Below are 24,663 nucleotides of genomic sequence, written 5' to 3' on the forward strand. Positions count from 1 at the left end.
CGTCCCCGCCTCAGCGCGGCAGCAGGTAGGTCGCGATGCAGCGCGCCGGCAGCGCCGCGACGCCGGCCTGGCCGTCGATGCGCAGCGTGAATTGGTGCGCGCGCTCGCTGCGGTTCATCACGACGACGGCGATGCTGCCGTCCTCGTTGAGCGCGGCGGTGCATTCCAGGTCCTGGCTGCTGGCCGAGCACAGCACCCGATGCGCGCCGGGCCGGATGAAGCGGCTGAAGTGGCCGAGATAGTCGTAGGCGCTCTGCGGCATCAGCCGGTTCTGCTCCCGGTCCGCCAGCATCGGCGCGCTGCACAGGTTGCCGACGTGGTTGGGCCCGCCGGTTTCGTCCAGCAGCAGGTTCCAGTCGATCCAGCCCACGGTCCAGCGATTGAGGTCGTTGATGATGCTGCGCCCGTAGCGCTCGCCGGTCGCCCAGGAGCCGATGTGCGGGCCGCCTTCCTGGCAGCCCTCGGTGAACAGCAGCTGCTTGTCCGGATAGGCGTCATGCAGCAGGCCGACGTGGTCGAAGTGGTCCTCGACATACCAGTGGAAACCGCAGCCCCAGACGTACTTCGCCGCCTCGGGGTCCGAGTAGACGACGTCGGCGCGCTGCACCATCTGGTCGCGGTTGTGGTCCCAGATCACGATGCGGATGCGCGCCAGGCCGGCCGCGTGCAACGCCGGACCGAGGTGGTCGCGGACGAAGTCGCGTTCCTCCTCGGCGCTGTAGACGCAGGAATCCCAGCGCTGCACCGCGTCGGGTTCGTTCTGCACCGAGACGCCCCAGATGGGCACGCCCTCGGCCTCGTAGGCCTGGATGAACTTCACGTAGCACTGCGCCCAGGCCCGGGCGTATCGGGCCAGCAGCTTGCCGCCGTTGTTCATCTCGCCATTGGTCTTCATCCACGCCGGCGGACTCCAGGGCGAGACCAGCAGCTTCATCGGCCGGGCGGCGACCTTCATCGCGGCCTTGATCATCGGCAGCAGCGCGCGGCGGTCGCGATCGATGCTGAAGTGGGCCAGCGCCTCGTCGCCGGGGACCTCCGCATGGGCGTAGTTGCCCAGCGAGAAGTCGCAGCTGTTCATGTGCACCCGGTTGAAGGTGTAGCCGTGGCCGGCGCCGACGTCGAAGTAGGCCTGCAGCAGCGCGTTGGCCTCGGCGGGCGGCAGCTGTTGCCAGGTGGTCGCGGCGGCTTCGGTGAACGCGCCGCCGAAGCCCTCGATGCGCTGGAAGCGCCTGGCGCTGTTCACCACCAGCTTGGGCATGCCGGCGATCGCAGCATCGGCCATCAGCTGCGCCGCCGGCTGCAGCGCCAGGTCGGGCTGCGCGGCCAGGCGCGTCGAACTCGCCAGGTCCGCGCCTTTGGCGGACAGCGTCCATCGCAGCGAGGCGCTGGCGCGCCCCGTCGTTGTCTCCGTCATGGGAATGCCCTTTTGCTGCGCGCTTATGAAAGCGCTTTCAAGCACCAAGCATAGAGGCACTCCGTCCGACGGTCAATCCAGGGATGGCCCCAAGGAGGGCGAGCGCGCGAGGCCGCTCAGATCGCGATCGCGTCGAAGGCGATCGGGACGCCGCTGGTGGTGCCGGCATTGGGATTGCCGCGCGCGCCGGTCGCGAGCGAGGCACCGGCTTCCGGCCACAGGGCGAGGCCGCCGGCCAGGCTCCAGGACTGCGCATGGCCGAGGCGGCGCAGCGCCCGCGCCGCCTGCGCGCTGCGATTGCCGCTGCGGCAGAAGAAGACCACCGGCGTGTCGGCCGGCAAGGCGCGCCAGCGCGGCAACGCATTGATCAGCGCGGACAGCGGCACCGCCTCGGGCGCGAGCGCCTCGTTCGGGCTCAGCCGCGCCTCGTAGGCCTCGCGCACGTCGACCAGCACCGGCTTCGGATGAGCGCCCTCGCCCAGCAGCGCCTGCAGGCCGGCCACGTCCAGCTCGACGCGTTCCGTCGACCGCGCGCAGGCCACGCGCGCGCCGCACGCCATGGTCTGGTACTGGGTCGGCGCGAGGTCGTGCTCCAGCACGCCCTTGCCGATCGCGAAGGCCTCGGCGCTGAGCCGGCCCTTGAGCACGCCATCGAGCAGCGGCTGCGCCTCGCATTCGACCGCCAGCGTCGTGGCGAAGCGGTCGTCGTAGTCATGGCCGGGCAGCAGCAGGCCGTCCAGGCCGACATTGCGCTCCAGCGTCTTCAGCGACGGCCCGAAGGCGGCCGGCGCGCTCTGCGCGAAATCGCTGCGGCCGAGCGCGCCCGGCATCACCGTGTCGCCGACGAAGGTCGCGACCAGGTCGCCGCCGGCATGCAGGAGGTAGGCGGTCGAGTCCTCGGTGTGGCCGGGGGTCGCCAGGCGCGACAGGCGGTAGGCGCCCAGGGCGATCACCTCGGCGCCCGCGGGCCAGCCCAGGGCATCGACCCGGCCCGGCCAGGCCTCCTCGGACAGCAACTCCGGCACCGCGTCGCGCAGCGCCTGCGCCGAGGAGGCGTGATCGCCATGGCTGTGGGTGTCGAGCACCGCCGCCAGCGACAGGCCGCGACATCGCAGCCATTGCGCCAGCGTGCCGGTCAGCTCCGGCAGCGGATCGACGACGACGCAGCGGCGGCTGGCGACATCGGCGACGACGTAGCAGCAGGCGCCGTCGACGGTGAAGCGCGTCAGCAGGTCCGGCGCCTGCGGGCTGTCGTTCGGCGACGGCGTCTGACAGGTGGCGCGCAGCGACTCGCCGCAGGCGCGCACGCGGCGGCAGGCTTCCTCCAGCGTGGCGTCGGTATCGGCCGCGCCGAAGGACAGGCGCACCGCCGACGCGGCGCGCCATGCCGGCAGGCCCATGGCCTGGAGCACGTAGCTCGGCGCGGCCTTGGACGCGCCGCAGGCCGATCCGCCGCTGACGCGCAGGCCGGCGGCGTCGAAGAGGTCGAGCAGCAGCTTCGCGCCCAGGCCCGGGACGGAGACGTTCAGCGTGGTGGGCAGGCTGATGTCGAACGGCGCGTTGAACACCACGCCGGGGAAGGCGTCGCGCAGCGCGTCGGCCAGGCGCTGGCGGCGGTCGATCAGCTGGCTGAGCGAGGCGAAGGTGCCGCCCTGCTCGAGCGCGTCCAGCACCGCACCCAGCGCGGCGATGCCGGCCATGTTCTCGGTGCCGGAGCGCAGCGCGCCCTCCTGGCCGCCGCCCGCCATCAGCGGCGTGAACGGCGCGCCTTCGCGGACGTAGAGCATGCCGATGCCCTTGGGCGCGTAGAGCTTGTGGCCGGAGAACGGCGCGTAGTCGATGGCGCGCTCGCCGAGCTGCAGCGGCAGCTTGCCCAGCGCCTGCACGCCGTCGACCAGCCACAGCGCGCCGCTGCCGCGCAACACCTCGGCGATGCCGTCGAGGTCGCTGATGACGCCGGTCTCGTTGTTGGCCGCCATCGTGCAGACCAGGCCGGCGGCGGACACCTGCTCGCGCAGCCAGACGAGGTCATGGCGGCCGTCCAGACCCACCGGGATCGCGACGACCTCCAACCCCAGGCCGAGCAGCGCGTTCCAGTGCTTGAGCGCCTCGGGGACGGCCTTGTGCTCGGTGGCGCCGTACAGCAGCTGCGGCGGGATCGCCTGGCCGGCGTCGCGGCGCTGGCGCAGCGCGGTCAGCGCGGAGAGGACGGCGGTCTGGATGCCTTCGGTCGCGCCGCTGGTGAAGACCAGCCGTCCGCCCGGCGCGCCCAGCACCCGACGCGCGGTGGCGCGGACCTCGTCGAGCCGGGCGCGGGCCTTGAGGCCGCTGCCGTGGATGCTGCTGGGGTTCCCGAACGCGTCCGCCATCACGGAGAGCGCGGCCTCGCGGGCCTGCGGCAGGACGGGGGTGGTGGCGTTGGCGTCGAGATAGATTTCCATGGCCGACGATTGTCAGAAGGCCACCGTGGAATCCGCATGCAAAATCCACCTGTTCTTCATCGCTTTCAGCAAATGCATTCCAAGGCGGCCGGAAATGACAAAACTGGATTCCATTGACCGCAAGATCCTGCATGTGCTGCAGCGGGACGCCACGGTCCAGGTCAGCGACCTGGCGGCGGAGGTGGGCTTGTCCACGACGCCCTGCTGGCGCCGGGTGCAGCGGCTCAAGGAGTCGGGCGTGATCACCCGCAACGTGATGCTGGTCGATCCGAAGAAGGTCAACGTCGGAGTGACGGTGTTCGTGTCGGTGCGGACCAGCATGCATTCGCAAGGCTGGTTCGAGCAGTTCCGCGCCGCGGTCGAGGCGATCCCGGAGGTCGTCGAGTTCTACCGGATGAGCGGCGACGTCGATTACCTGCTGCGCGTGGTCGTGCCGGACATCGCGGCCTACGACCAGGTCTACAAGCGGCTGATCGCCAACACGCAGCTCTCGGACGTCAGCTCCAGCTTCGCGATGGAGGAGCTGAAGTTCACGACGGCGCTGCCGTTGTCGTATATCCCGTGAGGTAGCGGGAACCGCGGCCGGGACCGCGGCAGCGGACTCGGACCTCCCGCGCGCGGGGAGGAGAAGTCCTCATCCCATTCGTCGCCCCATCAGCCGTGCCACCAGCCGCCTCGTCAGCGGCGCGACGACCAGCACGGTGGGAAACGCGATCACCCAGGCGCTGAGCCACCCCGTCATCCACAGACCGCCGACGCCCTCGACCAGCCCCACCGCGCGCAGCGTGGTCACCGCCGAGACGAGCAGCGACATCAGCCCCGACAGGATGAAGCCGAACAGCAGGCCGGCGCGGCGCTCGGGCGTCATGCGGAAACGCCCGCCGTGGCGGACGCGGCGACCAGGCTGTCGGCCTCCACGCCGCCCAGAGAGGTCGGCGAGCCCAGCACCAGTCCGTCGTAGGCGATCAGGTCGGCCGGCGTCGCGGTGAGGTCCTCGGCCTTCAGCAGGTCGGCCACGACGTCGGGCACGTCGCGAGCGCCCGCCCGGATGTGCGACGCGATGTGCTCCGTGTGCCCGTGGGCGCTGTGATAGACGATCGCAAGGCGGCGTGGCGTCCGGACCGGTCGGTCGGTGGGGATGGCAGTGGCTTTCATGGGAGTCCTTTCGAGGGAAGAAACGGCGGACAGGCAGACATCGGGGCAGCGGCGCGGCCACGCCCGCTCATCGCAGCGCTTGCAGCGCCAGCGCGCTGACCAGCAGGCCGATGCCGAACACGAGGTGGTTGGCCAGGCTGCGCAGCCGGTTCTGGAAGGGCGCGGCGGTGCGGCTCGCCGCGATACCGGCGCCCATCGCGGGCTGCATGACGAACCAGGGCATCAGCACCGTGGCGACGCCAACGCCCAGCGCCGGCTCCCAGCTCGGCGCGAGGAGCCAGCCGGGTCCGGCGATCACCACGAGCAAGGCCGCGAAGGCGATGCCGACGGCGTAGTGCACCAGCCATCCGAGGACCGCTTCGCCCGGCACGGCCGGCGCCTGTCCGATCGAGGCGTGAGCGAATCGCCCCCGCGCCATGTGCCCGACCCAGCGTCCGATCCAGGCCATCGGCTGCGTGGGCACGCCGGCGCGTCGCAGCGCCATCAGCCAGAGGTCGAGGATGGCGGTCGCACCGATGCCGATCAGCGCGATGTGGCCGAGGGCACCCGGCGGCAGGGAAAGGAGGAGGGGCAGCGGCGGGCTTGTCATCGTGGGCCTCGTGGGCAGTCGCGGGCAGTTGGGGTGGCGGGTTGACGTGTGGCGTCGATGGGCGGCACGATAGAAGTTGAAGTCAACTTCAAGTCAAGCGCTCATGAGCCAATCCCCACCCGGTCCGATGGACATCGCGCAGGTCGCGAAACGGACCGGCATTGCGTCCTCGACGCTGCGCTACTACGAGCAGCGCGGGCTGATCCGGTCGCTCGGACCGGCCGGCGCGCGGCGCCAGTTCCCGGCGAAGGTGCTGGACGACCTGGCGCTGATCGCGCTCGGTCAGGCGGGCGGGCTGTCGCTGGACGAGATCCAGTCGATGCTGACGCCCACCGGCCCGGTGATCGACCGTCAGTTATTGGCCGCCAAGGCCGACGAGATCGACGCGACGATCCGCCAGCTGCGCGCCATCAGCCGCGGGCTGAAGCACGCGGCCGTCTGCCCCGCCAAGAGCCACGCCGCCTGCGCGACCTTCCGCGGCCTGCTCAAGGCCGCCGCGTCCGGCGCGCTCGATCGGCGCGTGCAATCGCGGTTCGGGCGCGACGAATAGCCGCGACTGCGGCTTGGGATGCCCACGCGACGACCGGGCGGCCATCGCGCCGAGCGCCCGCGTGCGGGCTCACCATCTCAACCAGTGCCGCCCGGCGAGCGCCCCCAGCGCCGCCGACAGCCCCATGCCCAGCACGTACCAGACGGCGACGAAGGGCGCGGCCATCTCCGGGCAGTGCAGCGAATAGACGCACGCGCCCACCGCGCCGGCCAGCCAGCCAGCCGCCGCGCCCGTCAACGTGGGCCGCGTCGGCGCCAGGCCGCGCAGCGCCCACAGCAGCGCGATGCCGATCGGCAGCGCGGTCGCCGTCACGTTGAACACGCAACTGCGCCAGGTGGTGCCCAGCACCAGCGGCATGCGCGCGGCCGGCTCGGCCATCCACAGCACGGCCGCAGCCCAGATCCACAGCAGCGACACCGGCAGCCACACGCCCAGCCACCAGCCGCGCACCCGCGCGCCCGGATGGCCCAGCCGGAAGACCACGACCAGCCCGGTGACCGCCACCGCCAGCGGCATCGCGACCTTCTGCCAGAAGTCGGCGGTCGTCATCAGCAGCGGCAGGTCGGCCCGCAGGCCGAAGGCGGCCTGCACCCAGGCCAGGGACGCCAGGATGCCCAGCGCCAGCGCCGCGGCGAAGCGCCGCTCCCCCACGCCCGTGGGCACCGGGCCGGCATCCCGGGCCAGCAGCGCGATGAGCTCGTCGGTCTTCATGTCATGTCCTTCCACAGGCGCGCCAGCGCCTTCAAGCCGCGATGCACGCCGACCTTCACCGCCGATTCGCTCATGCCGGTGAGGCGCGCGGTCTCCTCCACCGACAGGCCTTCCAGCTTGGTGTGCAGGATGGGCAGGCGCTGGCTGGTCGGCAGCCGATCCAGCAGCCGGCCGAGGTCGCGACGGGTGTCGCCGGCCTCGTGGTCGGCGGTCGCGAACACGGCCAGGTCCTCGTCCAGCGGATCGTTCAAGGCCTCCTGCCGCGCGCGCCGGCGCCAGAGGTCCACCAGCTTGTAGCGGGCCACCGCGTGCACCCAGGCGGTCAGCGGCTCGCCGCGGCGATAGGTCTGGCGCTGCGCATGCACGGCCATCAAGGTGTCCTGGACCAGGTCCTCGACCTCGTCCGGCAGCTGCTGCAGCCGACGCCGGAAGTACCCGCGCAGCAAGGCACCCAGGCGTTCGAGGAAGTGGCGGTAGGCCGCCGCGTCCCCGTCCAGCCCGGCCAGGAACAGCTCGTGCAGCTCATGCTCGGTCGCGATCACGGGGTCTATTCGCGTCATGGGCCTGGAAGGTTACAGACCGCTCGAAAAAAAGAATCCGGGAAATTTCCCGTGGCGCTGTAACCCGGAGCACTTCCATCGCGAACTAGCTGCCGGAACGCGACGGAATCGCCGCCGCGTCCGACCCACAACCCCGATCCACCGCACAAGGAGTGCCCCCATGAAGTCGACCACCCTGAGCCTCGCCCTGGTCACGCTGACCACCCTGTCCGCTTCCGCGATGGCGCAAGACGCCAAGCCCGCCGCCGCCGAGAAGGAGCGCTGCTACGGCGTGGCGATGGCCGGCAAGAACGACTGCGCCGCCGGCCCCGGCACCACCTGCGCCGGCACCGCCAAGATGGACTACCAGGCCAATGCCTGGAAGTACGTGCCCGCCGGCACCTGCACGACGATCAAGACGCCCAAGGGCATGGGCTCGCTGACCACCACCAAGTCCTGATCGGGCGGCCATGACGTGCGCGCTGGGCGCCGGCCTGGGCTTCAAGCCCGAGTTCGCGGAGGACGCGCTGGCCGCGCGCGATCCGGGGCTCTGGTTCGAGGTCCATCCCGAGAACTACCTCGTCGCCGGCGGCCCGCGCCTGGCCCTGCTCGAGGCCTTGCGGGCCACGCACCCGCTGTCGCTGCATGGCGTCTCGGCCTCGCTGGGCGGCGCCGNGATCACCTGCGGCGACTGGCGGCGCTGGTCGACCGGGTGGCGCCGGCGCTGGTGTCCGAGCACCTGGCCTGGAGCCGCGCCGGCGGCGCCTACGCGCCGGACCTGCTGCCGGTGCCACGCACGACCGAAGCGCTGCGGCGCGTCGTGGCCAACGTGTCGCGGCTGCAGGATGCGCTGCGGCGCCCGGTCGCCATCGAGAACCCCTCGCACTACCTGCGCCTGGAGCATGCGTGGGGCGAGGTCGACTTCCTGCACGAGCTGGTCCGACGCAGCGGCTGCGGCCTGCTGGTCGACGTCAACAACGTGTTCGTGTCGGCCAGCAACCTCGGCCTGGACGCCGTGGCATGGATCGACGCGATCGACGGCGACGCGGTGATGGAGATCCATGTCGCCGGCCACCGCCCCGACGCGGATCCGTCGACCGGTCTGCTGATCGACAGCCACGACGCGCCGGTGGCGGCGCTGGTCTGGGCCCTGCTGGAGCGGCTGACCGCCCGCATCGGACCGCGCCCCACCCTGCTCGAGCGCGACGGCCACCTGCCGCCGTTCGCCGAGTTGATCGCCGAGCGCGGCCGCGCCCAGTCGGTGCTCGCGGCCGCCCCGCGCCTTGCGCTGGAGGTGACCGCATGACGCTCGTTGAATTCCAGACCGCGTTCTGGCGCGACCTGTGGGCCGAGGCCGACGATCGGGCCCCGCTTGAGGGGCCGGCGGCGCAGCCGGGATTCGCCGTCTATCGCAACACCGTGCTGAAGGGCTGCGCGGAGGCGCTGGTCTCGTTGTACCCGGCCGTCCACCGGCTGGTCGGCGACGACTGGATGCGGGCCGTCGCGCTGGACGCCGCGCGGGCCGCCCCGCCCGCGGGCGGTGACCTGCAGCACTACGGCGCCCACTTCCCGGCCTTCCTCGATCAGGCGCTAGCCGGCGGCGACTGGCCCTGGCTGGGCGAGGTCGCGCGGCTGGACCGCCTCTGGAGCGAATGCCACGTGGCGGCCGACGCGCCGGTGCTCGATCTCCACACGATTGCGGCACTCGATCCCGCGCGGCTCGCCACCGCGCGGCTGGTGCCGCATCCCGCGGCCCGCTGGCGCTGGTACGCGGACTGGCCCGCCTTCTCGCTCTGGCAGGCCGCAAGGACCGCGGCCGCCGATCCGAATCCGCCGTGCTGGCACGGCCAGGGCGCGTTGCTGACGCGGCCCGCCGGCGCGGTGCTGGGCTTGGCCATCGACAGCGCCGACTGCGCGCTGCTGGAGGCCTGCGCCGCCGGTCAGCCACTCGGCGAGGCGCTGGACGCGGTCCAGGCCCGCCATGCCTGCTTCGACCCCGGCGCCTCGCTGGGTCGCCTGCTTCAACAAGGCGCTTTCGCCGCCCTCACGGAGATGCCGTCATGAACACCCTGTCCACGTCCTCGTCCCGCGCCCTGAGCGGCGCCTCGTGGTCGCTCGCCGCGCTGCGCGCGCGCCTGGAGCGGTTGATCTCGCACGACCTGATCGCGCTGGCCTGCCGCTTCAGCATCGCGGGCGTCTTCTGGCTGTCCGGCCGCACCAAGGTCGAGGGCTGGTTCACGCTCACCGACACCACCTTCCTGCTGTTCCGCCAGGACTACGCGCTGCCGCTGATCCCGCCCGAATGGGCGGCCTACCTCGCCACCGGCGCCGAGCATCTCCTGCCCATCCTGCTGGTGCTGGGGCTGTTCACCCGCCTGGCGGCGCTGGGGGTGCTGGGGATGACGGCAGTGATCCAGCTCTTCGTCTATCCGTCGGGCTGGCCGACCCACCTGAGCTGGGCGGCGCCGATGCTGTATCTGGTGGGTCGGGGTCCGGGGCGGTGGTCGCTGGACCATGTCCTGTTCGAGTCCTCCAGCGCCAGACCCCGACTGCCGTGACAGCCCGCGCGGCNCAACCCGGGCGCGGGCGGGCCCGTCGCCTTCAGCTCGCCCGCCGCGTCGGGCTCATCGCTTGCGCGCGGTGAGCCACTTGTCGGCGCTCAGAGGCTCGCTGCAGATGCGGATCTCGCCCAGGCTGCCGAGGAAGCCGTTCGACGGCGCGTTCGCGTAGACGCCGCCGCCGATGATCATCCGGTCGCTGGCGCTGCTGAACGCGATGCCGTTCGTGTTGGACGCGTTGCGCAGGATGGGCGCGCCCTCCACGTACATGACGGTGCTGTTCTGCGCCGGGTCGTTGACGATGGCGACGTGGATCCAGCGCTCGGTGACGATCTCGCCGGAGAAATTCGCCGCCGGCGAGCGCGTGCCCGGCGTGCTCGGCGTCACTTCCCATTGCACCTCGCGCAGGCTGGAGATCGCGAAGATCAGGGCGCTCTCGTCGCCATCGGCGCCGGCGTCGATGCCGGCGACATCGCCGCGTCGCCCCTCGCGCTCCATGATGTTCATCCACGCGTTGTTGGCCGCCGTCCAGTTGGCGGGCAGCTTGAGGAAGGCCTCGACCGTGTAGCCGGCGCTGAAGCTCAGCCCGTTCAGCGGCGCCGTCACGTCGGTCGCGAACGCGCTCATCCGCAGCGGCGAGTTCACCGAGTTGGAGAAGCGCACGCTGCCCGGCGCGGCCGAAAGGTAATGGTGGTCGCTCGACCAGGTCAGGTCGCCCTCCTGCGCAGCGCCGCCCTGGGCCAGCGGCTGGCGCGCGATCGGATTGGCGCCGGTCTCGTCCTGGATCACCTGGCCCACCGGCACGGCGCCGCCATCGGTGCCGCCGAAGAAGCGCCAGTGCGCGACGGTCGACGCCACCACCGGGTAGTCGCTCGGGTCCGCCGCCGCCTTCTTGACGCTGGGGGCCGGCTCGGTGAAGTGGGTCAGCAGGGCCGCCTTGGCACGCTCGTTGATGGGCGCGTTGCCGGCCGCCGGTTGGGCGAATCCAGGGTTGAAGCGCGCGAAGCGCTTCTTGAAGTCGATGTTGATCTCGAACTGGTGGTTCGCGTCGGAGAGCACCGCCACGTCGAACTCGTTGAGCGTGTCGGTCGGCTTCTGCGTGACCCAGGGAGAGAACGACATCACCTTGATCTTGTTGTTGGTCAGGTCGAATTCGTACAGGCGCATGAGGCCGTTGCCGCCCATGTAGGCCATCTGGTAGTCGACCACCATCTCCTCGACCGCGTTGCCGAAGTCATTCGTCTTCGTCAGGTGGGCGCCGCCGTGGTAATGCCCGTTCAGGGTCATGAAGATCTGGTCGTTGTCGCGGATCAGCTTGTCCCACAGCATCAGCCCGTAGGGGACCTCGAGCGGGCTCACGCCGTCGGCCGCGATGTTGAGCAGCTGGTGGGTGGCGAGGATGGTCGGCAGCGTCGGATGCTTGGCGAGCACGCCGCGCGCCCAGGCGATCGCGGCGTCGGACGCGCGCCAGGACATCGACAGCACCATGAAGGCGTTGCCGTCGACGTTGACGACGTGGTACTCGTGGAAGCCCGACGGGTCGCGCCCGCCGAAGGTGGACTGCTGCTGCGCCCGCGTGGTCGGGAAGGCCTGCAGGTAGGGCTCCTTGGCGAGGTTGCGCTGCGCATCGGTGTTGGCCGACTGGCTGCTCGCATCGACATAGTCCACGTCGGAGATCACGTCGTGGTTGCCGGCCAGGATGGAGTACGGCATCTTGGCCGACTCCAGCACCTTCATCGCCGAATCCGCGACCTGCCACTGCAGCGGCTTGCCCTGCTGGTCGACCACGTCGCCGAGGTGGATGGTGAACGGGATGCGCAGCGCCGCGGCGTTGTCCGCGATCCACTTCGTCTGCGCCACATACGGCGTCGAGCCGTACTTGCGCTGGAACTGCAGGTTCTCGTCGGTGGTGGCGTAGCGCGAATAGAACTGCGTGTCCGGCAGCACGGCCAGCGCGAAGCTCGAGACCTGGGCCGGCGTTCCCGCCGGGGTGCCGCCGCCGGCGTCCGGGCCGCTGCCACCGTCGTTGTCATCGCCGCCGCCGCAGGCGGTGAGAAGGCCGGCGCCGCCCAGGGACAGGCCCAGGCCCGCGCGCAGCAGCAGTCGGCGCTGGCGGTCGGGAAGGCCCTCGAGTTGACGCAGCGAGGAGAGGGGCAGCGACGAGGCGCTCGGATGCTTTGACGACATGGGCGGTGGTCCAACAACGAAGAACAACAACCCCGTCACCTTGCCTGCCGGTCATGTCATCGGTGTGGCGGAGTTATCACCACGGCGTTCAGGCAGTCGCTGACAGCACTTACCACTTGTCACGCAGTCGCATGGCGAACGCCTCTTAGCATCCGCGCCGCTGACTACGTTGTCAGCGCACAGGGAGCGGAGGCTCCGACTCCCGCATGCGGGAGCGGCACTCCGTCGCAGGAGACGAGGGGCGCCTTTGCATCGGCATGCACACGGTGCGGCAGCAAGGGCTGGTTTGGGAGCGGACGATCGCCTGGCCGATGGCGAGGCCGGTCCGCGCACATCGAAGATCAAGATCATGACAAGACGCACGCAGGTGGGCCCCGTGGAGCTGGCCCAACTCCGCTACTTCGCTGCCGCAGTGGCGGCCACCAGCCTGATGACCGCCTGCGGCGGGGGCGGCTCCGGCAATGCGGACACCACGGCGAGCACCGCGCCACCGACCGCGTCAACCCCGACGCCATCGCCGTCGCCCTCACCCTCGCCCGCCCCGGCGCCCGCACCGTCACCGTCACCGTCACCGTCACCGTCACCGTCACCGTCACCGTCACCGTCACCGTCGCCATCGCCAGCCCCTGGGCCTGCACCAGCGCCTACACCGGCTCCTGCGCCTGCGCCGACTCCTGCACCAGCTCCGGCACCGGCACCGGCACCCGCGCCGTCCACCCCGCCGCCCACACCGACCGACAACCACAGCGGCGGTTATGCCGGCACGGTCACCGGCGGCGGCACGGCCAAGCCCGTGGTGGTCACCACGGCCGCGCAGATGCAGGCGGCGGTCGATGCCTACAGCGGCTCCGGCGGCCTGGTGATCACCTACGCCGGCAGCTTCGATTTCGGCACCATCCCCGACCCCTGCACGCAATGGAAGAAGCCGGCAGGCGACATCGTGGAGCTCAAGGGCAAGCGCGACATCACCATCCAGGGCGCCACCGGCTCGGCCGCCAATTTCGGCCTGGCCATCAAGGCCGACGCCAGCAACATCATCATCCGCAACATGACGATCGGCCTGCTGCCCGGCTCCATCGATGCCATCGGCATCGAAGGCCTGGGCAGCAAGTTCCCCGCCTACATCTGGGTGGACCACAACACGCTGTTCAGCTCGCTCGCCGAATGCGCCGGCGCGGGGGACCTGGAGTTCGACGGCCTGGTGGACAACAAGGCGGGCGCCCACCACATCACCTACAGCTACAACGCCATCCACGACCACCACAAGGTCGGCCTGATCGGCAGCAGCGACAGCGACTCGAGCGACCGCTACATCACCTTCCATCACAACTACTACCGCAACGTCGGCTCGCGCCTGCCGCTGCAGCGGGGTGGCTACACCCACCTCTACAACAACCTCTACAGCGGCGTGACGGCCTCCGGCATCAACGTGCGCATGGGGGGCTACTCGCTGATCGAGGCCAACTACTTCGAGAACGCCAAGAACCCGGTGACCTCGCGGGACAGCCCCACGCTCGGCTACTGGGAGCTGCGCAACAACAACATCACCAAGGTGGCGGACTTCAGCACCTACGGGGTGTCGTGGACCGATTCGGACAGCAGTCCCTCCAAGAACGCGTCGGACTGGACCACCACGGCCGCCTACCCGGTCAGCATCTCCTACAGCTACACGCCGGACACGCCCAGCTGCGTGAAGGCCAAGCTGCCCCAGGTGGCCGGGGCCGGCACCTCGCTGGCCAAGCTGAGCTGCCAGTGAGCGGCGGCCGCCGCCTTCCGCGGTGGCCCCGTTTCGTGAAGGCCGTCAGCGCTTGCAAAGATCGCTGATGGCGTTGCGACCGACAGCCGTGATCAGGCCCAGCCGATAAGGCAGCTCGATGTACTCGTACTTCTTGCCGGGTGTCATGTCCAGGCCCTGGTAGAGGAACTGGAGCGGCTTGCACGGATCGATCGTCAGCGTCTGATCGACGCCCGCGCGGATCATCTCGCCGTGCGAGACGCCCTCCGACCAGACGCGGCCGTTGAACTTGAGGTTCTCGGCGCCCGCGAACCGGTTCATCGCGCTGCCCGGGATCGGCCGCCATTCGCCGTCCAGCCGGTCGGCCAGCCAGGCGCGGAAGTAGCGCCCGGTCGGACCCATGGCCTCGATCAAGGTCAGGTAGTGCCCGGTGCCTTCGATCTTGTAGGTGTTGCTCGCCTCGAACAGGTCTTCACGCCGCTCGGTCTTCATGGCGAGCACGGGCGTGGAGAAGCCTTGAGGGAAACGCTCGATCGAGGTCTCCGCGCGGAAGAAGCTGCCGTTGTCGTTGGTGAAGAAGAGGTGGCACTTCCGGTCGTCGCAGATGATCCAGAAGTCGAGCCAGGCGGCCTGGCCCTTCTCGTCCTTCACGATGTCCGGCGCGGCCGCGTAGAGCGGCCGCGGCGCCGTCCACGAGCGGGGATCCGCCAGGTTCGTGGTCGTGGAATACATCGGATCGCCGCCCTGGTAGATGAGGTACCAGAGCTTCTGCGGCGCGAAGTAGAAGACCTGCGGCGCCGCCCGGTAGCCAGGCCCGATGGGCGACTTCTCGAGCATGAAGACCGGCGCCTGGGGCGCGTCCTTCCAATCGGCGAAGCTGGTGTAGGCCATGCCCCAACCCTTGGTGCCGGCTGTCGTGAAGAAGACGTGATAGCGCTTGTCGTGGAAGACGACGGACGGGTCCTTGACGCCAAAGAGGCCCTCCGCGTCGGCGGGCGGCTTGATCAGGGGCTCACTGGATTCCCAGGCGAAAGCGGGGGCCGGCGCCATCGCGGGTTTGACCGCGGGTTGGGCCGCGGGTTCCGCCGCGTGGGCCAGCGGGCTCAGGGCCGTGCAGAGGACCAGCCACAGGGCGGACGGCCAGTTCGGCGTGATGTTGAAGTTGCGCATGGTCGAAGGTTTCCGGCGATCTCGCCTCGCAGCGTGACGGCGCGGAAATCGGGATGGTGACGAGGTGGTGATGCCCCGCCGGCGTCGACGCATTGCCCGGGGCAACGCGGACGCCGGCGAGGGGCGATCAAACTTCAGTTGCTGTACAGCAGCCCACGGCCGGTGCCGCTGAGGTAGACGCGCCCGTAGACGTTCTGGTCGGCAGCCATCACGCCGATGCCGCCGAACTGGTGGGCGTCGTCGTTGAAGCGGGTCCAGGTGGCGCCGCCATCGTCGGAGCGGTACACGCCCCACACGCCGCCGACGGTGCCGACCACGTAGACCGCCGCCGAGTAGGACGCGCCGTCCTTCGCCTTGCCCAGGGCCACCACGGTGGCGCCCTGCAGGTCGGGCCAGGCGTTGCTGCCCTGGACCGATGCGAACTGGCTGAGCTTCTGCCAGGTGGCGCCCGAGTCCACCGAGTGGTACACGGCATTGCCGTCGGCCATCCAGAGGTCGCCTTCCGCGTTGGGGTTGACCGCCATCGAGGTCACCCACCAGCCGTTGGGCGCGAGCGCCGCCGTCACCGAGCCCTGGCTCAGCGCGAAGCTGTGGCCGCCATCGGTCGAGACGTAGACCCGGCCGGCCGACGCCCACCAGGCGCCGCCCGAGTCGTAGGCATAGACCTTGTTCGGGTTCTTGCGATCGACCACCAGCCGGTAGCCGCGGTTCCAGCCGACCGCGGGCAGCGCCGGCAGGTTGGTCGCGGTCCAGGTGGCGCCGTTGTCGGTCGTGTAGGACGGCACCGAATTGGCGGGCGCCCAGACCGCCTTGTTGCGCGCGGTGACGACCAGGCTCGACTCGCTGGAGGTGTTGGTCGCGGCGCCGGCCGGCAGGCTGGCGAAGGTCGTCCAGGTCTTGCCGCCGTCGCCGGACCAGTAGCCGGTGCCGGTGTTGCTCGAGTTGATGGCGCCGGAGGCCGCGATGTACTGCGGATCGGACCAGGCCATGTCGGCCGCGATGCCGTTGCTCCAGCCCAGGCCCGGCGACCGGGTCGGCGTGGTCGTCACGTCCGTGTGGATCCAGGTGCCCACGTCGCCCGAGCTGTTGATCAGCAGGTAGGACGCACCGGGCGGCGGCGCCACGATGGCCTGCGCGGCGATCTCCTCGATGCCGGCGATGACGCCGCTCCAGGTCGGCGTGGCCGAGGAGGCGTTGCGCGTTTCGACGACGCCGCCGCCGTGGACATGCAGGATGTGGTCGCGGTCGGAGGGATCGATCTCGACGTCGTCGACCCAGCCCGAGGCGATCTCGCCCGGCATCTGCGCTTCGATCTCGCGCCAGGTCAGGCCGGCGTCGTCGGACAGCTGGACGATCTGCTGGCCGTTCCAGTTCCCCCAGGAGTTCGTCACGCCCAGAGCGATGCGGGTGCTGGCCCCGCTGCCCTGGACCGAGACCCCGCCCAGGCCAAAGTTGGTGCCTCCCGCCGGGTCCACGCTCTTGAGCAGCGTCCAGGTGGTGCCGTCGAACTTGTAGAGACGGCCAGGGCCGCCGGCGCCCGGTCCCGCGTCCTTGGTGAACACGACGTAGAAGACGCCGTCGGCGGCACGCACCATGTGCGGGATGTGGAAGCCCGAGACCGGCGTCGTGACCGCGGTCCAGGTGGCGCCGCCGTTGGTGGACCGGTACATGTTGGAACCCAGGCCCGCGACGCTGGCGTAGTCCGGCGCGACCGCGGCGTAGAGCGTGGAGGTCGCGGTGCCGGTGCCCTTCGTGCCGGTGTCGTACACGACCAGCTCGATGCCCATCGCGCTGCCGCCCGCGGCCTTGATCTGGTCCTGGGTCATCCTGGCGCTGGACAGCGCGCTGACCTGCGCCCAGCTGCGGCCCGAGTCCTCGCTCTTCCACAGGCCGGCGGTGCGCGAGCCGTAGAACAAGGTCGACGGCTTGTTGGGGTCGACCATCAGGCGCTCGCCCATCGCGCGGCCGCCGTTGTTGCCGCCAGTCGAGAACGGCAGGTTGACGAAGCTCCAGTGATCGCCGCGATCGCTGGAGATGTACAGGCGGGCATCGGCCTTGTCGGTGTTGTACATGCCGGCGGCCATGTACACGAGGCGGTCGTCGTTCGGGTCGACGGCCATGCTCTCGATGCCGTGGTAGGAGCTCTCCGCGGCGCTGAAGCCCAGGCCGTCGGTGATCGGGGTCCACGACGAGGCGGCCGGGTTCCAGCGATAGGCGCCGCCGATGTCGGTCCGCGCATACAGCAGGTTCGCCGTGCTGGGGTGGAACACCAGGCCGGTGACGTAGCCGCCGCCGCCGAACTTCATGCTGTTCCAGGACGTCGCCTGCGACGGAGCAGGCGCGGGGGCCGGGGCGGAAGGTGGCGCCGGCGCGGGTTCTGGCGCAGGCGCTGGCGCGGGAGCAGGCCCGGGCGCGGGCGCCGGGGCCGGTGCGCCCGAGCCCGAAGTCGGGCTGGGAGTCGTCGTGGTGCCGCTGTCGCCCCCACCTCCTCCGCAGCCCGACGCGAGGGCTACCGCGACGAGGGACAGGGCGGCAAGTCGTTGTCTCTTGATTGATGTGTTCATGAGGAGCGGGGAACGAAAGGTAACGGAGGCCCGACCGGGTTGTTGATATAACGATAAATCTCCGGCATGTTAGTTCGGCCGACGCATCAACTATTGAAGGAAAACACCTACCGGGTCACCGGTGGTTGGAGGCACGAAATGTCCAGCAACAAGTCCCCCCTCAACGACGGTGACGTCCCCGTGAACACCACCCGCCGCAGGCTGTCGGCGGGACTCTTCGGGTTGCCGATGCTGCCGCTGCTGCCCGCCTGTGGAGGCGTCAACGGCGACTCGGAAGGCAAGGCCGCCGGGGGCGAGGCCGTGGCCGATGCGAAGACGCCTGATGGCTCCGCAGGCTCGCCAGCGGGACGCATCCCGGCCTCGCAGAGCGGCGTCTTCCGCCACCCGGGGCTGCTGGTGACGGAGGACGACTTCACGCGCATCCGCGCGCACATCAAGGCGGGCCAGGAGCCGTGGACGGGCTGGTGGAGCAAGCTGAGCGCCGACCGCTTCGCCAGCCTGGACACCCGGCCCTTTCCGCTGCCTGCCGTCTACCGGGCCGACGGCAGCAAGAACAACCTGTACGTCGACATCTGGCGCGCCTGGACGCTGACCCTGCGCTGGAAGCTGTCGGACCCGCCGGACAACCGCTATGCCGACAAGGCCGTGGAGTTCCTGGACGCCTGGGCCAGCACGCTGAAGGAGGTCGGGACGGTGCCGCCCGGATCGACCGCGCATGACGACCACACCTTCATCCTGATGGCCGGCATGCAGGGCCACCAGCTGGCGCAGATCGGCGAGATCCTGCGCACCTTTACGGGCTGGGCGCCGGAGAGCCTGAAGCGCTTCCAGGACATGTTGCTCAAGGTCTTCGGCTCGATCTCGTCCTGGTTCCTCAGCGACGGGCGCATCGGGTCCCATGCCAACTGGGACATGGCCTCGATCGTCGGCGCCATGGCCATCGGCATCTTCTGCGACCAGCCCGACCTGTACCGGCTGGCCTGCGACTGCTACGCGGGCAACAACCGCGGCAAGCTCAGGAACTTCGGCAACGGCTCCATGGTCCACGGCGTGTACTTCATGCACCCGGGCCACTTCGGGCAGTGGGAGGAAAGCGGCCGCGACCAGGGCCACGCGACGCTGGGCATGTCGCTGGGCGGCGACGTGATGGAGATGGCCTGGAACCAGGGCGACGATCTCTATGGGCTGGGCAACAACCGCTTCCTGTCGGCGGCGGAGTACGTGGCGCGTTCCAACCTGCTCGACGAGAACGGCAAGCCCTATCCGATGCCGTTCGCCCGTGAACACAATCCGACGCAGCCTCACACCTCGCTGTGGACGGAGGTGAACCAGTCCTTCCAGCACGGCCGCAACGCCTGGGAGCCGATCTACAACCATTACGTGAACCGCATGGGGCTGGCGGCGCCGAACGTGGCGCGCATGGTGAAGCTGTGCGAGCCGAAGTACGGCGGCAGCAGCGACGACATCTGGTGGCCGACGCTGATCCACCGCCGCGCGGACTACGCCGCCCCGATGAAGCCGGCCTCCGGCCTCACGGCGCACACGCGCGGCGATCGCGTCGTGCTGTCGTGGTGGGGTAGCGTGGGCGCCACCGCTTATGCCGTCCGGCGCGGCAGCCGGGCCACCGGGCCGTTCACGCTGCTGGGCACGGTCTCGGCGAGCGAGGTGCTGACCTACAGCGACGCGCCACCCGGCGGCGTCTGGTTCTACCAGGTCACCGCGCAGGGCAACGGCGTGAGCGCCAGTTCGCCGGCGGTGCGGGCCGTGATGCCGGGCGAGGACCGCTTGTCGTTGCCGCTGAACGGCCGGAACGGCACGGAGACCTTCGGCGCGCTGCTGGGCGCCGACGGCAACCGAAGCGTCATCGAGGGCAAGCTGCTGGACGGCGCGGCCTGGGGCGACGGACGCCGGGAGGACAAGGCCATCGTCTTCGACGGCAAGAAGGCGGGCCTGCAGTTGCCCGCCGGGATCTTCAGCGGGCTCGAGGACTTCACGGTGTCGCTGTGGGCGTATGCGAATGCGCTGCGCTGGGACACCTGCCTGTTCTTCGCCGGGAACGACGCTTTCTCCTATATGTGCATCGCGCCCCAGAGCGGCCGGGGCGGGCTGCGATTCGCCATCGCCGGCGCGACCCACAACGACTCGCAAGGCATGGAGGCGCCGGGGCCCTTGCCCATCCGGCGCTGGGCTCATGTGGCGGTGACGCTCCGGGCGGGCACCGGGCGGCTCTACCTCGACGGCGTGGAGGTGGCGAGGGCCGACGACATCCTGCTGTCGCCGCGGCAGGTCGGTGACCAGGTCACCTTCCTGGGTCGCAACTGGGCGCATCCGTCCTTCAACGGCCGCATCCAGGACTTCCGCGTCCAGGTGGGCGCGCTGAGCGCGGCGGAGATCGCGGCGCTGGCGAAGTGACACCGCCCTTGAAAGCGCCAAGCCCGTCCATATAATCTCCCTGCTAGCACTCGCATCGGTCGAGTGCTAACAAGCCCCACGACGTCCCTCGCGGGGCTTACTTCTTGTGGGGGTTGGCCAGTGCGAGAACCGCACGGCGGGCCCTTGAAGCAAGTCCGCACAGTCAAGGAGATCTGATGAAACTGCGTCCTCTGCACGATCGCGTGATCGTTAAGCGCCTGGAAAACGAAACCAAGACGGCCTCCGGCATCGTCATCCCCGACAACGCCGCCGAGAAGCCCGACCAGGGCGAGGTGCTGGCCGTCGGCCCGGGCAAGCGCAACGACAAGGGTGAATTCATCGCCCTGAACGTCGCCGTCGGCGACCGCGTGCTGTTCGGCAAGTACAGCGGCCAGACCGTCAAGGTCGACGGCGAAGAGCTGCTCGTGATGCGCGAAGAGGATCTGTTTGCGGTCATCGCCAAGTAATCGGCGACCACCCTCACAGACCCCATTCATCTAGATAGAGATTCGGAGAGATACACATGGCAGCAAAAGACGTTGTCTTCGGCGGCGAAGCCCGTGCCCGCATGGTCGAAGGCGTGAACATCCTGGCCAACGCGGTCAAGGTCACGCTGGGTCCCAAGGGCCGTAACGTGGTGCTGGAGCGCTCGTTCGGCGCCCCCACCGTCACCAAGGACGGTGTCTCGGTCGCCAAGGAGATCGAGCTCAAGGACAAGCTGCAGAACATGGGCGCCCAGATGGTCAAGGAAGTCGCTTCCAAGACCTCGGACAACGCCGGTGACGGCACCACCACCGCCACCGTGCTGGCCCAGGCCATCGTGCGCGAAGGCATGAAGTACGTGGCCGCCGGCATGAACCCGATGGACCTCAAGCGCGGCATCGACAAGGCCGTCGCCGCCCTGGTCGAGCAGCTGAAGAAGGCCTCCAAGGCCACCACCACGTCCAAGGAAATCGCCCAGGTCGGCACGATCTCGGCCAACTCCGATGACTCGATCGGCAAGATCATCGCCGACGCGATGGACAAGGTCGGCAAGGAAGGCGTGATCACCGTCGAGGACGGCAAGTCGCTGGCCAACGAGCTGGACGTCGTCGAAGGCATGCAGTTCGACCGCGGCTACCTGTCGCCCTACTTCATCAACAACCCGGAGAAGCAGTCGGCGATCCTGGACAACCCCTTCGTCCTGCTCTACGACAAGAAGATCTCCAACATCCGCGACCTGCTGCCGACGCTGGAAGCCGTCGCCAAGGCCGGCCGTCCGCTGCTGATCATCGCGGAAGAAGTCGACGGCGAAGCGCTGGCGACCCTGGTGGTCAACACCATCCGCGGCATCCTGAAGGTCGTCGCCGTGAAGGCCCCGGGCTTCGGCGACCGCCGCAAGGCCATGCTGGAAGACATCGCCATCCTGACCGGCGGCAAGGTCATCGCCGAGGAAGTCGGCCTGTCGCTGGAGAAGGTCACGCTGGCTGACCTGGGCCAGGCCAAGCGCGTCGAAGTGGGCAAGGAAAACACCACCATCATCGACGGCAACGGCGCCGGCGCCGACATCGAGGCGCGCGTCAAGCAGATCCGCGTCCAGATCGAGGAAGCCACCAGCGACTACGACCGCGAAAAGCTGCAGGAACGCGTGGCCAAGCTGGCCGGCGGCGTGGCCGTCATCAAGGTCGGTGCCGCCACCGAAGTCGAGATGAAGGAGAAGAAGGCCCGTGTCGAAGACGCGCTGCACGCCACCCGTGCCGCCGTCGAGGAAGGCATCGTGGCCGGTGGCGGTGTCGCGCTGCTGCGCGCCCGTCAGGCCGCTGGCGACATCAAGGGCGACAACGCCGACCAGGACGCCGGCATCAAGCTGATCCTGAAGGCCATCGAAGCCCCGCTGCGCGAGATCGTCTACAACGCCGGCGAAGAAAGCTCGGTCGTCGTCAACAACGTGCTGGCCGGTTCGGGCAACCACGGCTACAACGCCGCCAACGGCACCTATGGCGACATGATCGAGATGGGCATCCTGGACCCGACCAAGGTGACCCGCACCGCGCTGCAGAACGCCGCCTCCGTGGCCTCGCTGATGCTGACGACCGAGTGCATGGTCGCCGAAGCGCCGAAGGACGAGTCCGCCGCGCCCGCGATGCCGGGTGGCATGGGCGGCATGGGCATGGACATGTAAGAGTCCGGCCGAGCCCGCGACGATCGACGCCCGCCGTCGATCGTCGACGCTCAGCAAAAGGGGTCGCTTCGGCGACCCCTTTTTTCATTGCGCGGGCCGCAACGGGAAAAAGATCGCCGCCCGGGGCCGCGCTGTTTCCGTTGGATACGAACCGGGCAACGCGCGTGCTGGTCATCCCGGTCGGCATGCGCCCAGAATTGCCGGACCCGCCAGCCTCTTCGGCTCGGCACCGCAGGGGCTTTCCCCAGGTCGCACGGCCCCACGGGCCTGGGGGATGTCACTTGAATCAGGGGCGACCATAATGCGCTGACAACTTGTCACAAACGATGGCCCACGCCGCTTCGCCTTCCCTTCAAAGCCTGGTCGACGAGACCCTCGCCCACGTGCCCGCGCTGTCGCATGCGGTCTACAACGGCTTGCAGGACGAGCTCAAGAGCCGGCTGGAGCACCACCAGTTGCTGGCCGGATGGTCCAAGCGGCGCGCCCACTTCGCGTCCGACCTCGAAGGCTCGCTGGGTCGCCTGCTGAGCCTGGCGCGCGAAGGCGGCGATCCGCTGCAGCGCGAGCGCCAGGCGGCGGGTCGCGGGGAGCTGTCGCTGAGCCTGGTCGACGAGGGCCAGGCGCTGAAGGACGTCGCGATCGCGCACGTGATCACCGCCATCGAGGACCAGTCGCGCGCCGAGCTCCACCAGCTCGGCAATTTCTTCGCGGCGCTGCGCGGCATCGCCCGGCCGCTGAAGAACGACAACCCGCTGCGAGCCGCGCTATTCGCGCAGGCGCTGTCCCGCGCGATCGAGGGCGTGGACCTCGATGCCGAAGGCCGTTATGCGCTGATGCGCATGGCCGCGCTGCCGCTGGCGCTGAAGCTGCAGCCGATCTACGCCTCGCTGTGCCAGGGCCTGCGGCAGGCGCAGCTGAGCGGCATGCTCACCAGCCACGGCGCCGCGCCGAAGGAATCGGACCTGCGGCGGCGCCAGTTCAAGAGCATCACCGAGACGCCGACGCAGAACGCGACGCTGGACCAGGTCGCGCTGAAGCTGGACCTGATGAACACCCGCGCCGCCGAGCTGACCCCGGCGATGGCACACCCCGGCCCCGCCGGCGCCGCGCCGGCCGCTCCGCCGCCCAAGCTTGGCCCCGGCACCGGCGCGCCGGGCACCGACCTGCTGTCGCGCCTGTACGACCAGATCCTGGCCGACGACAGCCTGCAACCGCCGCTGAAGGTGCTGATGGGCCGGCTGCAGGTCGCGATCGTGCGGCTGTCTCGCGCCGACGCGACGCTGCTGCGGCGCCAGGACCATCCGACCTGGCAGCTGCTGAACCGCATCGCCGCGCATGGCGCGGGTTTCCAGCGGCCGGACGATGTCGACCTGAAGGCCTTCCTGCAATTCCTGGAGCGCGTGATCCAGCCGCTGCTGGACAGCGCCCATCCCTCGGCGCTGCAGTTCCAGCAGGCGCTGACCGAGGTCGACGGCCACATCCGCGCCCAGGCCGAGGCCCGCGGCCAGCGCAGCGCGGTGGCGCTGGAGCGGCTGGATCGCGAGCAGCGCCGGCAGGAGTGGCAGCGGATGCTGCGCGACCAGCTGGAGCACCAGCTCGACGACGCGCAGGCCGGCAAGCTGATGCGGCGTTTCCTGCTCGGCCCCTGGGTCGAGGTCATCGCGCATGCGATGGTCCAGCACGGCCGCGACGCGGTGGAGGCGCAGACCTCCATCGAGCTGGTCGACGCGCTGCTGCACAGCGTGTCCCCGCAGCCGGACGAGGCCGCGCGCCAGCGGCTGCGCAGCCAGTTGCCGGACCTGGTCCGGGCGCTGGAACGCGGCATGGACTCGATCGCGCTGCCGCCGATGCAGCGCCAGACCTTCCTCGACGAGCTGATGCGCCAGCATGGCCGCGTGCTGCGCGGCCTGCCGGCGGTCGAGGAAGCGGCGCCGGCGGCGCCTGCGCCCCGCCGCCCCGCCCAGACGCCGGAGGAGCTGCTGCAGCAGCTGCTGGACGAGCGCGAATCGCAGCTGCCCTCGCGCTGGGCCTACGAGCGGGTCGACCGCGGCCAGCTGCCGACCGTGCCGGTGGCGCTCTACAGCGAGGAACATTCGCCGCACGCGCAGGCCGCGCTGCAGGACTGGATCGCCGGCGTGCACATCGGCGGCTGGTACCACCTGTTCCACCGGAGCGAATGGATCACCGCGCAGATCGCCTGGATCAGCGACAGCCGCCAGATGTTCCTGTTCATCGGCCAGGCGCCGGAGGAGCGCCACTCGGTGACGCGCGGCGCGCTCGAGCAACTGGTGGCCGCCGGGCTGATCACGCAGCTCGAGGATGCGCCGCTGCTGCAGCGCGCGATCGGCACGCTGATGCTGGACCTGGACCGCGCGCCCGCAGACGGCGACGATCGCTGACGGACACGCGGCCGCCGCCGGGGCCGGTTCGGGTCACAATGCGCCCGCCTCGCGCGCTTGCCGCGGGCGTTCCGTCCC

20 protein-coding genes and 1 pseudogene are annotated in these 24,663 nt (G+C 69.9%); 11 read left to right on the forward strand and 10 right to left on the reverse strand.

Annotated elements, in window-relative coordinates:
- Positions 1-10: 10 nt before the first annotated feature.
- The gene (locus ACTJKJ_RS05225) at positions 11-1,414 is read right to left on the reverse strand and encodes a glycoside hydrolase family 30 protein (protein WP_440819792.1); all 1,404 of its coding nucleotides are present in this window, start codon (positions 1,412-1,414) and stop codon (positions 11-13) included.
- Between the two features lie 116 nt (positions 1,415-1,530).
- A complete protein-coding gene (locus ACTJKJ_RS05230; RefSeq protein ID WP_440819793.1) occupies positions 1,531-3,855 on the reverse strand; it encodes an aminotransferase class V-fold PLP-dependent enzyme in 2,325 nt (774 codons plus the stop codon).
- Between the two features lie 103 nt (positions 3,856-3,958).
- Between ACTJKJ_RS05230 and ACTJKJ_RS05235 the strand changes: the two genes are divergently transcribed.
- Entirely contained in the window at positions 3,959-4,420 is a 462-nt protein-coding gene (locus ACTJKJ_RS05235) for an Lrp/AsnC family transcriptional regulator (protein ID WP_440819965.1), read from the forward strand.
- Positions 4,421-4,489: 69 nt separating this feature from the next.
- Here the strand turns inward: ACTJKJ_RS05235 and ACTJKJ_RS05240 are convergent, their stop codons facing one another.
- From ACTJKJ_RS05240 to ACTJKJ_RS05250, 3 genes are all read right to left on the reverse strand, one after another.
- Positions 4,490-4,723 carry a DUF2798 domain-containing protein gene (locus ACTJKJ_RS05240; protein WP_183484826.1) on the reverse strand — a complete coding sequence of 78 codons (234 nt, stop codon included), beginning with the start codon at positions 4,721-4,723 and terminating at the stop codon, positions 4,490-4,492.
- Positions 4,720-5,010, reverse strand: coding sequence for a flavodoxin family protein (locus tag ACTJKJ_RS05245; protein WP_440819794.1), 291 nt, complete (start codon positions 5,008-5,010; stop codon positions 4,720-4,722). Before ACTJKJ_RS05245 ends, ACTJKJ_RS05240 begins: the two co-directional genes overlap by 4 nt.
- 67 nt (positions 5,011-5,077) lie before the next feature.
- On the reverse strand, positions 5,078-5,599 hold the full coding sequence (locus tag ACTJKJ_RS05250) for a DUF2938 family protein (RefSeq protein ID WP_440819795.1): 522 nt from the start codon (positions 5,597-5,599) through the stop codon (positions 5,078-5,080).
- A gap of 127 nt (positions 5,600-5,726) precedes the next feature.
- On the opposite strand from ACTJKJ_RS05250, the gene ACTJKJ_RS05255 reads away from it, so the two are divergent.
- Complete coding sequence (locus tag ACTJKJ_RS05255; protein ID WP_440819966.1) at positions 5,727-6,149, forward strand: helix-turn-helix domain-containing protein; 423 nt, start codon at positions 5,727-5,729, stop codon at positions 6,147-6,149.
- A gap of 69 nt (positions 6,150-6,218) precedes the next feature.
- On the opposite strand, the gene ACTJKJ_RS05260 is transcribed toward ACTJKJ_RS05255, so the two are convergent.
- Together ACTJKJ_RS05260 and ACTJKJ_RS05265 are read right to left on the reverse strand one after the other, a co-directional pair.
- Positions 6,219-6,860 (reverse strand): NrsF family protein, encoded by a 642-nt coding sequence (locus ACTJKJ_RS05260; RefSeq protein ID WP_440819796.1) that lies wholly within the window; start codon positions 6,858-6,860, stop codon positions 6,219-6,221.
- Positions 6,857-7,420 carry a sigma-70 family RNA polymerase sigma factor gene (locus ACTJKJ_RS05265; protein WP_147240964.1) on the reverse strand — a complete coding sequence of 188 codons (564 nt, stop codon included), beginning with the start codon at positions 7,418-7,420 and terminating at the stop codon, positions 6,857-6,859. The genes ACTJKJ_RS05260 and ACTJKJ_RS05265 overlap by 4 nt, the downstream gene beginning before the upstream one ends.
- A gap of 160 nt (positions 7,421-7,580) precedes the next feature.
- On the opposite strand from ACTJKJ_RS05265, the gene ACTJKJ_RS05270 reads away from it, so the two are divergent.
- The 4 genes and pseudogenes from ACTJKJ_RS05270 to ACTJKJ_RS05285 all read left to right on the forward strand — a co-directional run bounded on the left by ACTJKJ_RS05270 (position 7,581) and on the right by ACTJKJ_RS05285 (position 9,957).
- A complete protein-coding gene (locus ACTJKJ_RS05270) occupies positions 7,581-7,859 on the forward strand; it encodes a BufA1 family periplasmic bufferin-type metallophore (RefSeq protein ID WP_440819797.1) in 279 nt (92 codons plus the stop codon).
- A 10-nt stretch (positions 7,860-7,869) separates the two neighbouring features.
- Positions 7,870-8,705, forward strand: a pseudogene (gene bufB / locus ACTJKJ_RS05275) (MNIO family bufferin maturase).
- A complete protein-coding gene (locus ACTJKJ_RS05280) occupies positions 8,702-9,463 on the forward strand; it encodes an HvfC/BufC N-terminal domain-containing protein (RefSeq protein WP_440819798.1) in 762 nt (253 codons plus the stop codon). The pseudogene bufB and the gene ACTJKJ_RS05280 overlap by 4 nt, the downstream one beginning before the upstream one ends.
- Positions 9,460-9,957, forward strand: a complete 498-nt coding sequence (locus tag ACTJKJ_RS05285) for a DoxX family protein (RefSeq protein WP_440819799.1) — start codon at positions 9,460-9,462, stop codon at positions 9,955-9,957. Before ACTJKJ_RS05280 ends, ACTJKJ_RS05285 begins: the two co-directional genes overlap by 4 nt.
- Positions 9,958-10,023: 66 nt before the next feature.
- Here ACTJKJ_RS05285 and ACTJKJ_RS05290 read toward each other — a convergent pair whose 3' ends face one another.
- Positions 10,024-12,144 carry a LamG-like jellyroll fold domain-containing protein gene (locus tag ACTJKJ_RS05290; protein WP_440819800.1) on the reverse strand — a complete coding sequence of 707 codons (2,121 nt, stop codon included), beginning with the start codon at positions 12,142-12,144 and terminating at the stop codon, positions 10,024-10,026.
- A gap of 793 nt (positions 12,145-12,937) precedes the next feature.
- On the opposite strand from ACTJKJ_RS05290, the gene ACTJKJ_RS05295 reads away from it, so the two are divergent.
- Positions 12,938-13,900 carry a pectate lyase family protein gene (locus ACTJKJ_RS05295; protein WP_297389680.1) on the forward strand — a complete coding sequence of 321 codons (963 nt, stop codon included), beginning with the start codon at positions 12,938-12,940 and terminating at the stop codon, positions 13,898-13,900.
- A gap of 45 nt (positions 13,901-13,945) precedes the next feature.
- Here the strand turns inward: ACTJKJ_RS05295 and ACTJKJ_RS05300 are convergent, their stop codons facing one another.
- On the reverse strand, positions 13,946-15,049 hold the full coding sequence (locus ACTJKJ_RS05300; protein ID WP_440819801.1) for a non-reducing end alpha-L-arabinofuranosidase family hydrolase: 1,104 nt from the start codon (positions 15,047-15,049) through the stop codon (positions 13,946-13,948).
- A gap of 134 nt (positions 15,050-15,183) precedes the next feature.
- Positions 15,184-17,355 (reverse strand): dockerin, encoded by a 2,172-nt coding sequence (locus ACTJKJ_RS05305; RefSeq protein ID WP_440819802.1) that lies wholly within the window; start codon positions 17,353-17,355, stop codon positions 15,184-15,186.
- Between the two features lie 396 nt (positions 17,356-17,751).
- Here ACTJKJ_RS05305 and ACTJKJ_RS05310 point away from each other — a divergent pair, with 396 nt between their 5' ends.
- The 4 genes from ACTJKJ_RS05310 (at position 17,752) to ACTJKJ_RS05325 (ending at position 24,585) form a co-directional block, all read left to right on the forward strand.
- Positions 17,752-20,025: a LamG-like jellyroll fold domain-containing protein gene (locus tag ACTJKJ_RS05310; protein ID WP_440819803.1), complete on the forward strand. Its 2,274-nt coding sequence runs from the start codon at positions 17,752-17,754 to the stop codon at positions 20,023-20,025.
- A gap of 176 nt (positions 20,026-20,201) precedes the next feature.
- Positions 20,202-20,492: a co-chaperone GroES gene (gene groES / locus ACTJKJ_RS05315; protein ID WP_091720640.1), complete on the forward strand. Its 291-nt coding sequence runs from the start codon at positions 20,202-20,204 to the stop codon at positions 20,490-20,492.
- Between the two features lie 56 nt (positions 20,493-20,548).
- Positions 20,549-22,186 carry a chaperonin GroEL gene (gene groL / locus ACTJKJ_RS05320; protein ID WP_183484771.1) on the forward strand — a complete coding sequence of 546 codons (1,638 nt, stop codon included), beginning with the start codon at positions 20,549-20,551 and terminating at the stop codon, positions 22,184-22,186.
- Between the two features lie 326 nt (positions 22,187-22,512).
- Positions 22,513-24,585: a DUF1631 family protein gene (locus tag ACTJKJ_RS05325; protein ID WP_440819804.1), complete on the forward strand. Its 2,073-nt coding sequence runs from the start codon at positions 22,513-22,515 to the stop codon at positions 24,583-24,585.
- Positions 24,586-24,663: the final 78 nt, after the last annotated feature.

This window comes from Roseateles sp. 22389, assembly GCF_052044995.1.
Lineage (GTDB): Bacteria > Pseudomonadota > Gammaproteobacteria > Burkholderiales > Burkholderiaceae_C > Roseateles.

Coding starts and splice junctions, on each gene's coding strand:
- ACTJKJ_RS05225 (WP_440819792.1), bottom strand. CDS start 1,414: ATGACGGAGACAACGACGGGGCGCGCCAGCGCCTCGCTGCGATGGACG.
- ACTJKJ_RS05230 (WP_440819793.1), bottom strand. CDS start 3,855: ATGGAAATCTATCTCGACGCCAACGCCACCACCCCCGTCCTGCCGCAG.
- ACTJKJ_RS05240 (WP_183484826.1), bottom strand. CDS start 4,723: ATGACGCCCGAGCGCCGCGCCGGCCTGCTGTTCGGCTTCATCCTGTCG.
- ACTJKJ_RS05245 (WP_440819794.1), bottom strand. CDS start 5,010: ATGAAAGCCACTGCCATCCCCACCGACCGACCGGTCCGGACGCCACGC.
- ACTJKJ_RS05250 (WP_440819795.1), bottom strand. CDS start 5,599: ATGACAAGCCCGCCGCTGCCCCTCCTCCTTTCCCTGCCGCCGGGTGCC.
- ACTJKJ_RS05255 (WP_440819966.1), top strand. CDS start 5,727: ATGGACATCGCGCAGGTCGCGAAACGGACCGGCATTGCGTCCTCGACG.
- ACTJKJ_RS05260 (WP_440819796.1), bottom strand. CDS start 6,860: ATGAAGACCGACGAGCTCATCGCGCTGCTGGCCCGGGATGCCGGCCCG.
- ACTJKJ_RS05265 (WP_147240964.1), bottom strand. CDS start 7,420: ATGACGCGAATAGACCCCGTGATCGCGACCGAGCATGAGCTGCACGAG.
- ACTJKJ_RS05270 (WP_440819797.1), top strand. CDS start 7,581: ATGAAGTCGACCACCCTGAGCCTCGCCCTGGTCACGCTGACCACCCTG.
- ACTJKJ_RS05280 (WP_440819798.1), top strand. CDS start 8,702: ATGACGCTCGTTGAATTCCAGACCGCGTTCTGGCGCGACCTGTGGGCC.
- ACTJKJ_RS05285 (WP_440819799.1), top strand. CDS start 9,460: ATGAACACCCTGTCCACGTCCTCGTCCCGCGCCCTGAGCGGCGCCTCG.
- ACTJKJ_RS05290 (WP_440819800.1), bottom strand. CDS start 12,144: ATGTCGTCAAAGCATCCGAGCGCCTCGTCGCTGCCCCTCTCCTCGCTG.
- ACTJKJ_RS05300 (WP_440819801.1), bottom strand. CDS start 15,049: ATGCGCAACTTCAACATCACGCCGAACTGGCCGTCCGCCCTGTGGCTG.
- ACTJKJ_RS05305 (WP_440819802.1), bottom strand. CDS start 17,355: ATGAAGTTCGGCGGCGGCGGCTACGTCACCGGCCTGGTGTTCCACCCC.
- ACTJKJ_RS05310 (WP_440819803.1), top strand. CDS start 17,752: ATGTCCAGCAACAAGTCCCCCCTCAACGACGGTGACGTCCCCGTGAAC.
- groES (WP_091720640.1), top strand. CDS start 20,202: ATGAAACTGCGTCCTCTGCACGATCGCGTGATCGTTAAGCGCCTGGAA.
- groL (WP_183484771.1), top strand. CDS start 20,549: ATGGCAGCAAAAGACGTTGTCTTCGGCGGCGAAGCCCGTGCCCGCATG.
- ACTJKJ_RS05325 (WP_440819804.1), top strand. CDS start 22,513: ATGGCCCACGCCGCTTCGCCTTCCCTTCAAAGCCTGGTCGACGAGACC.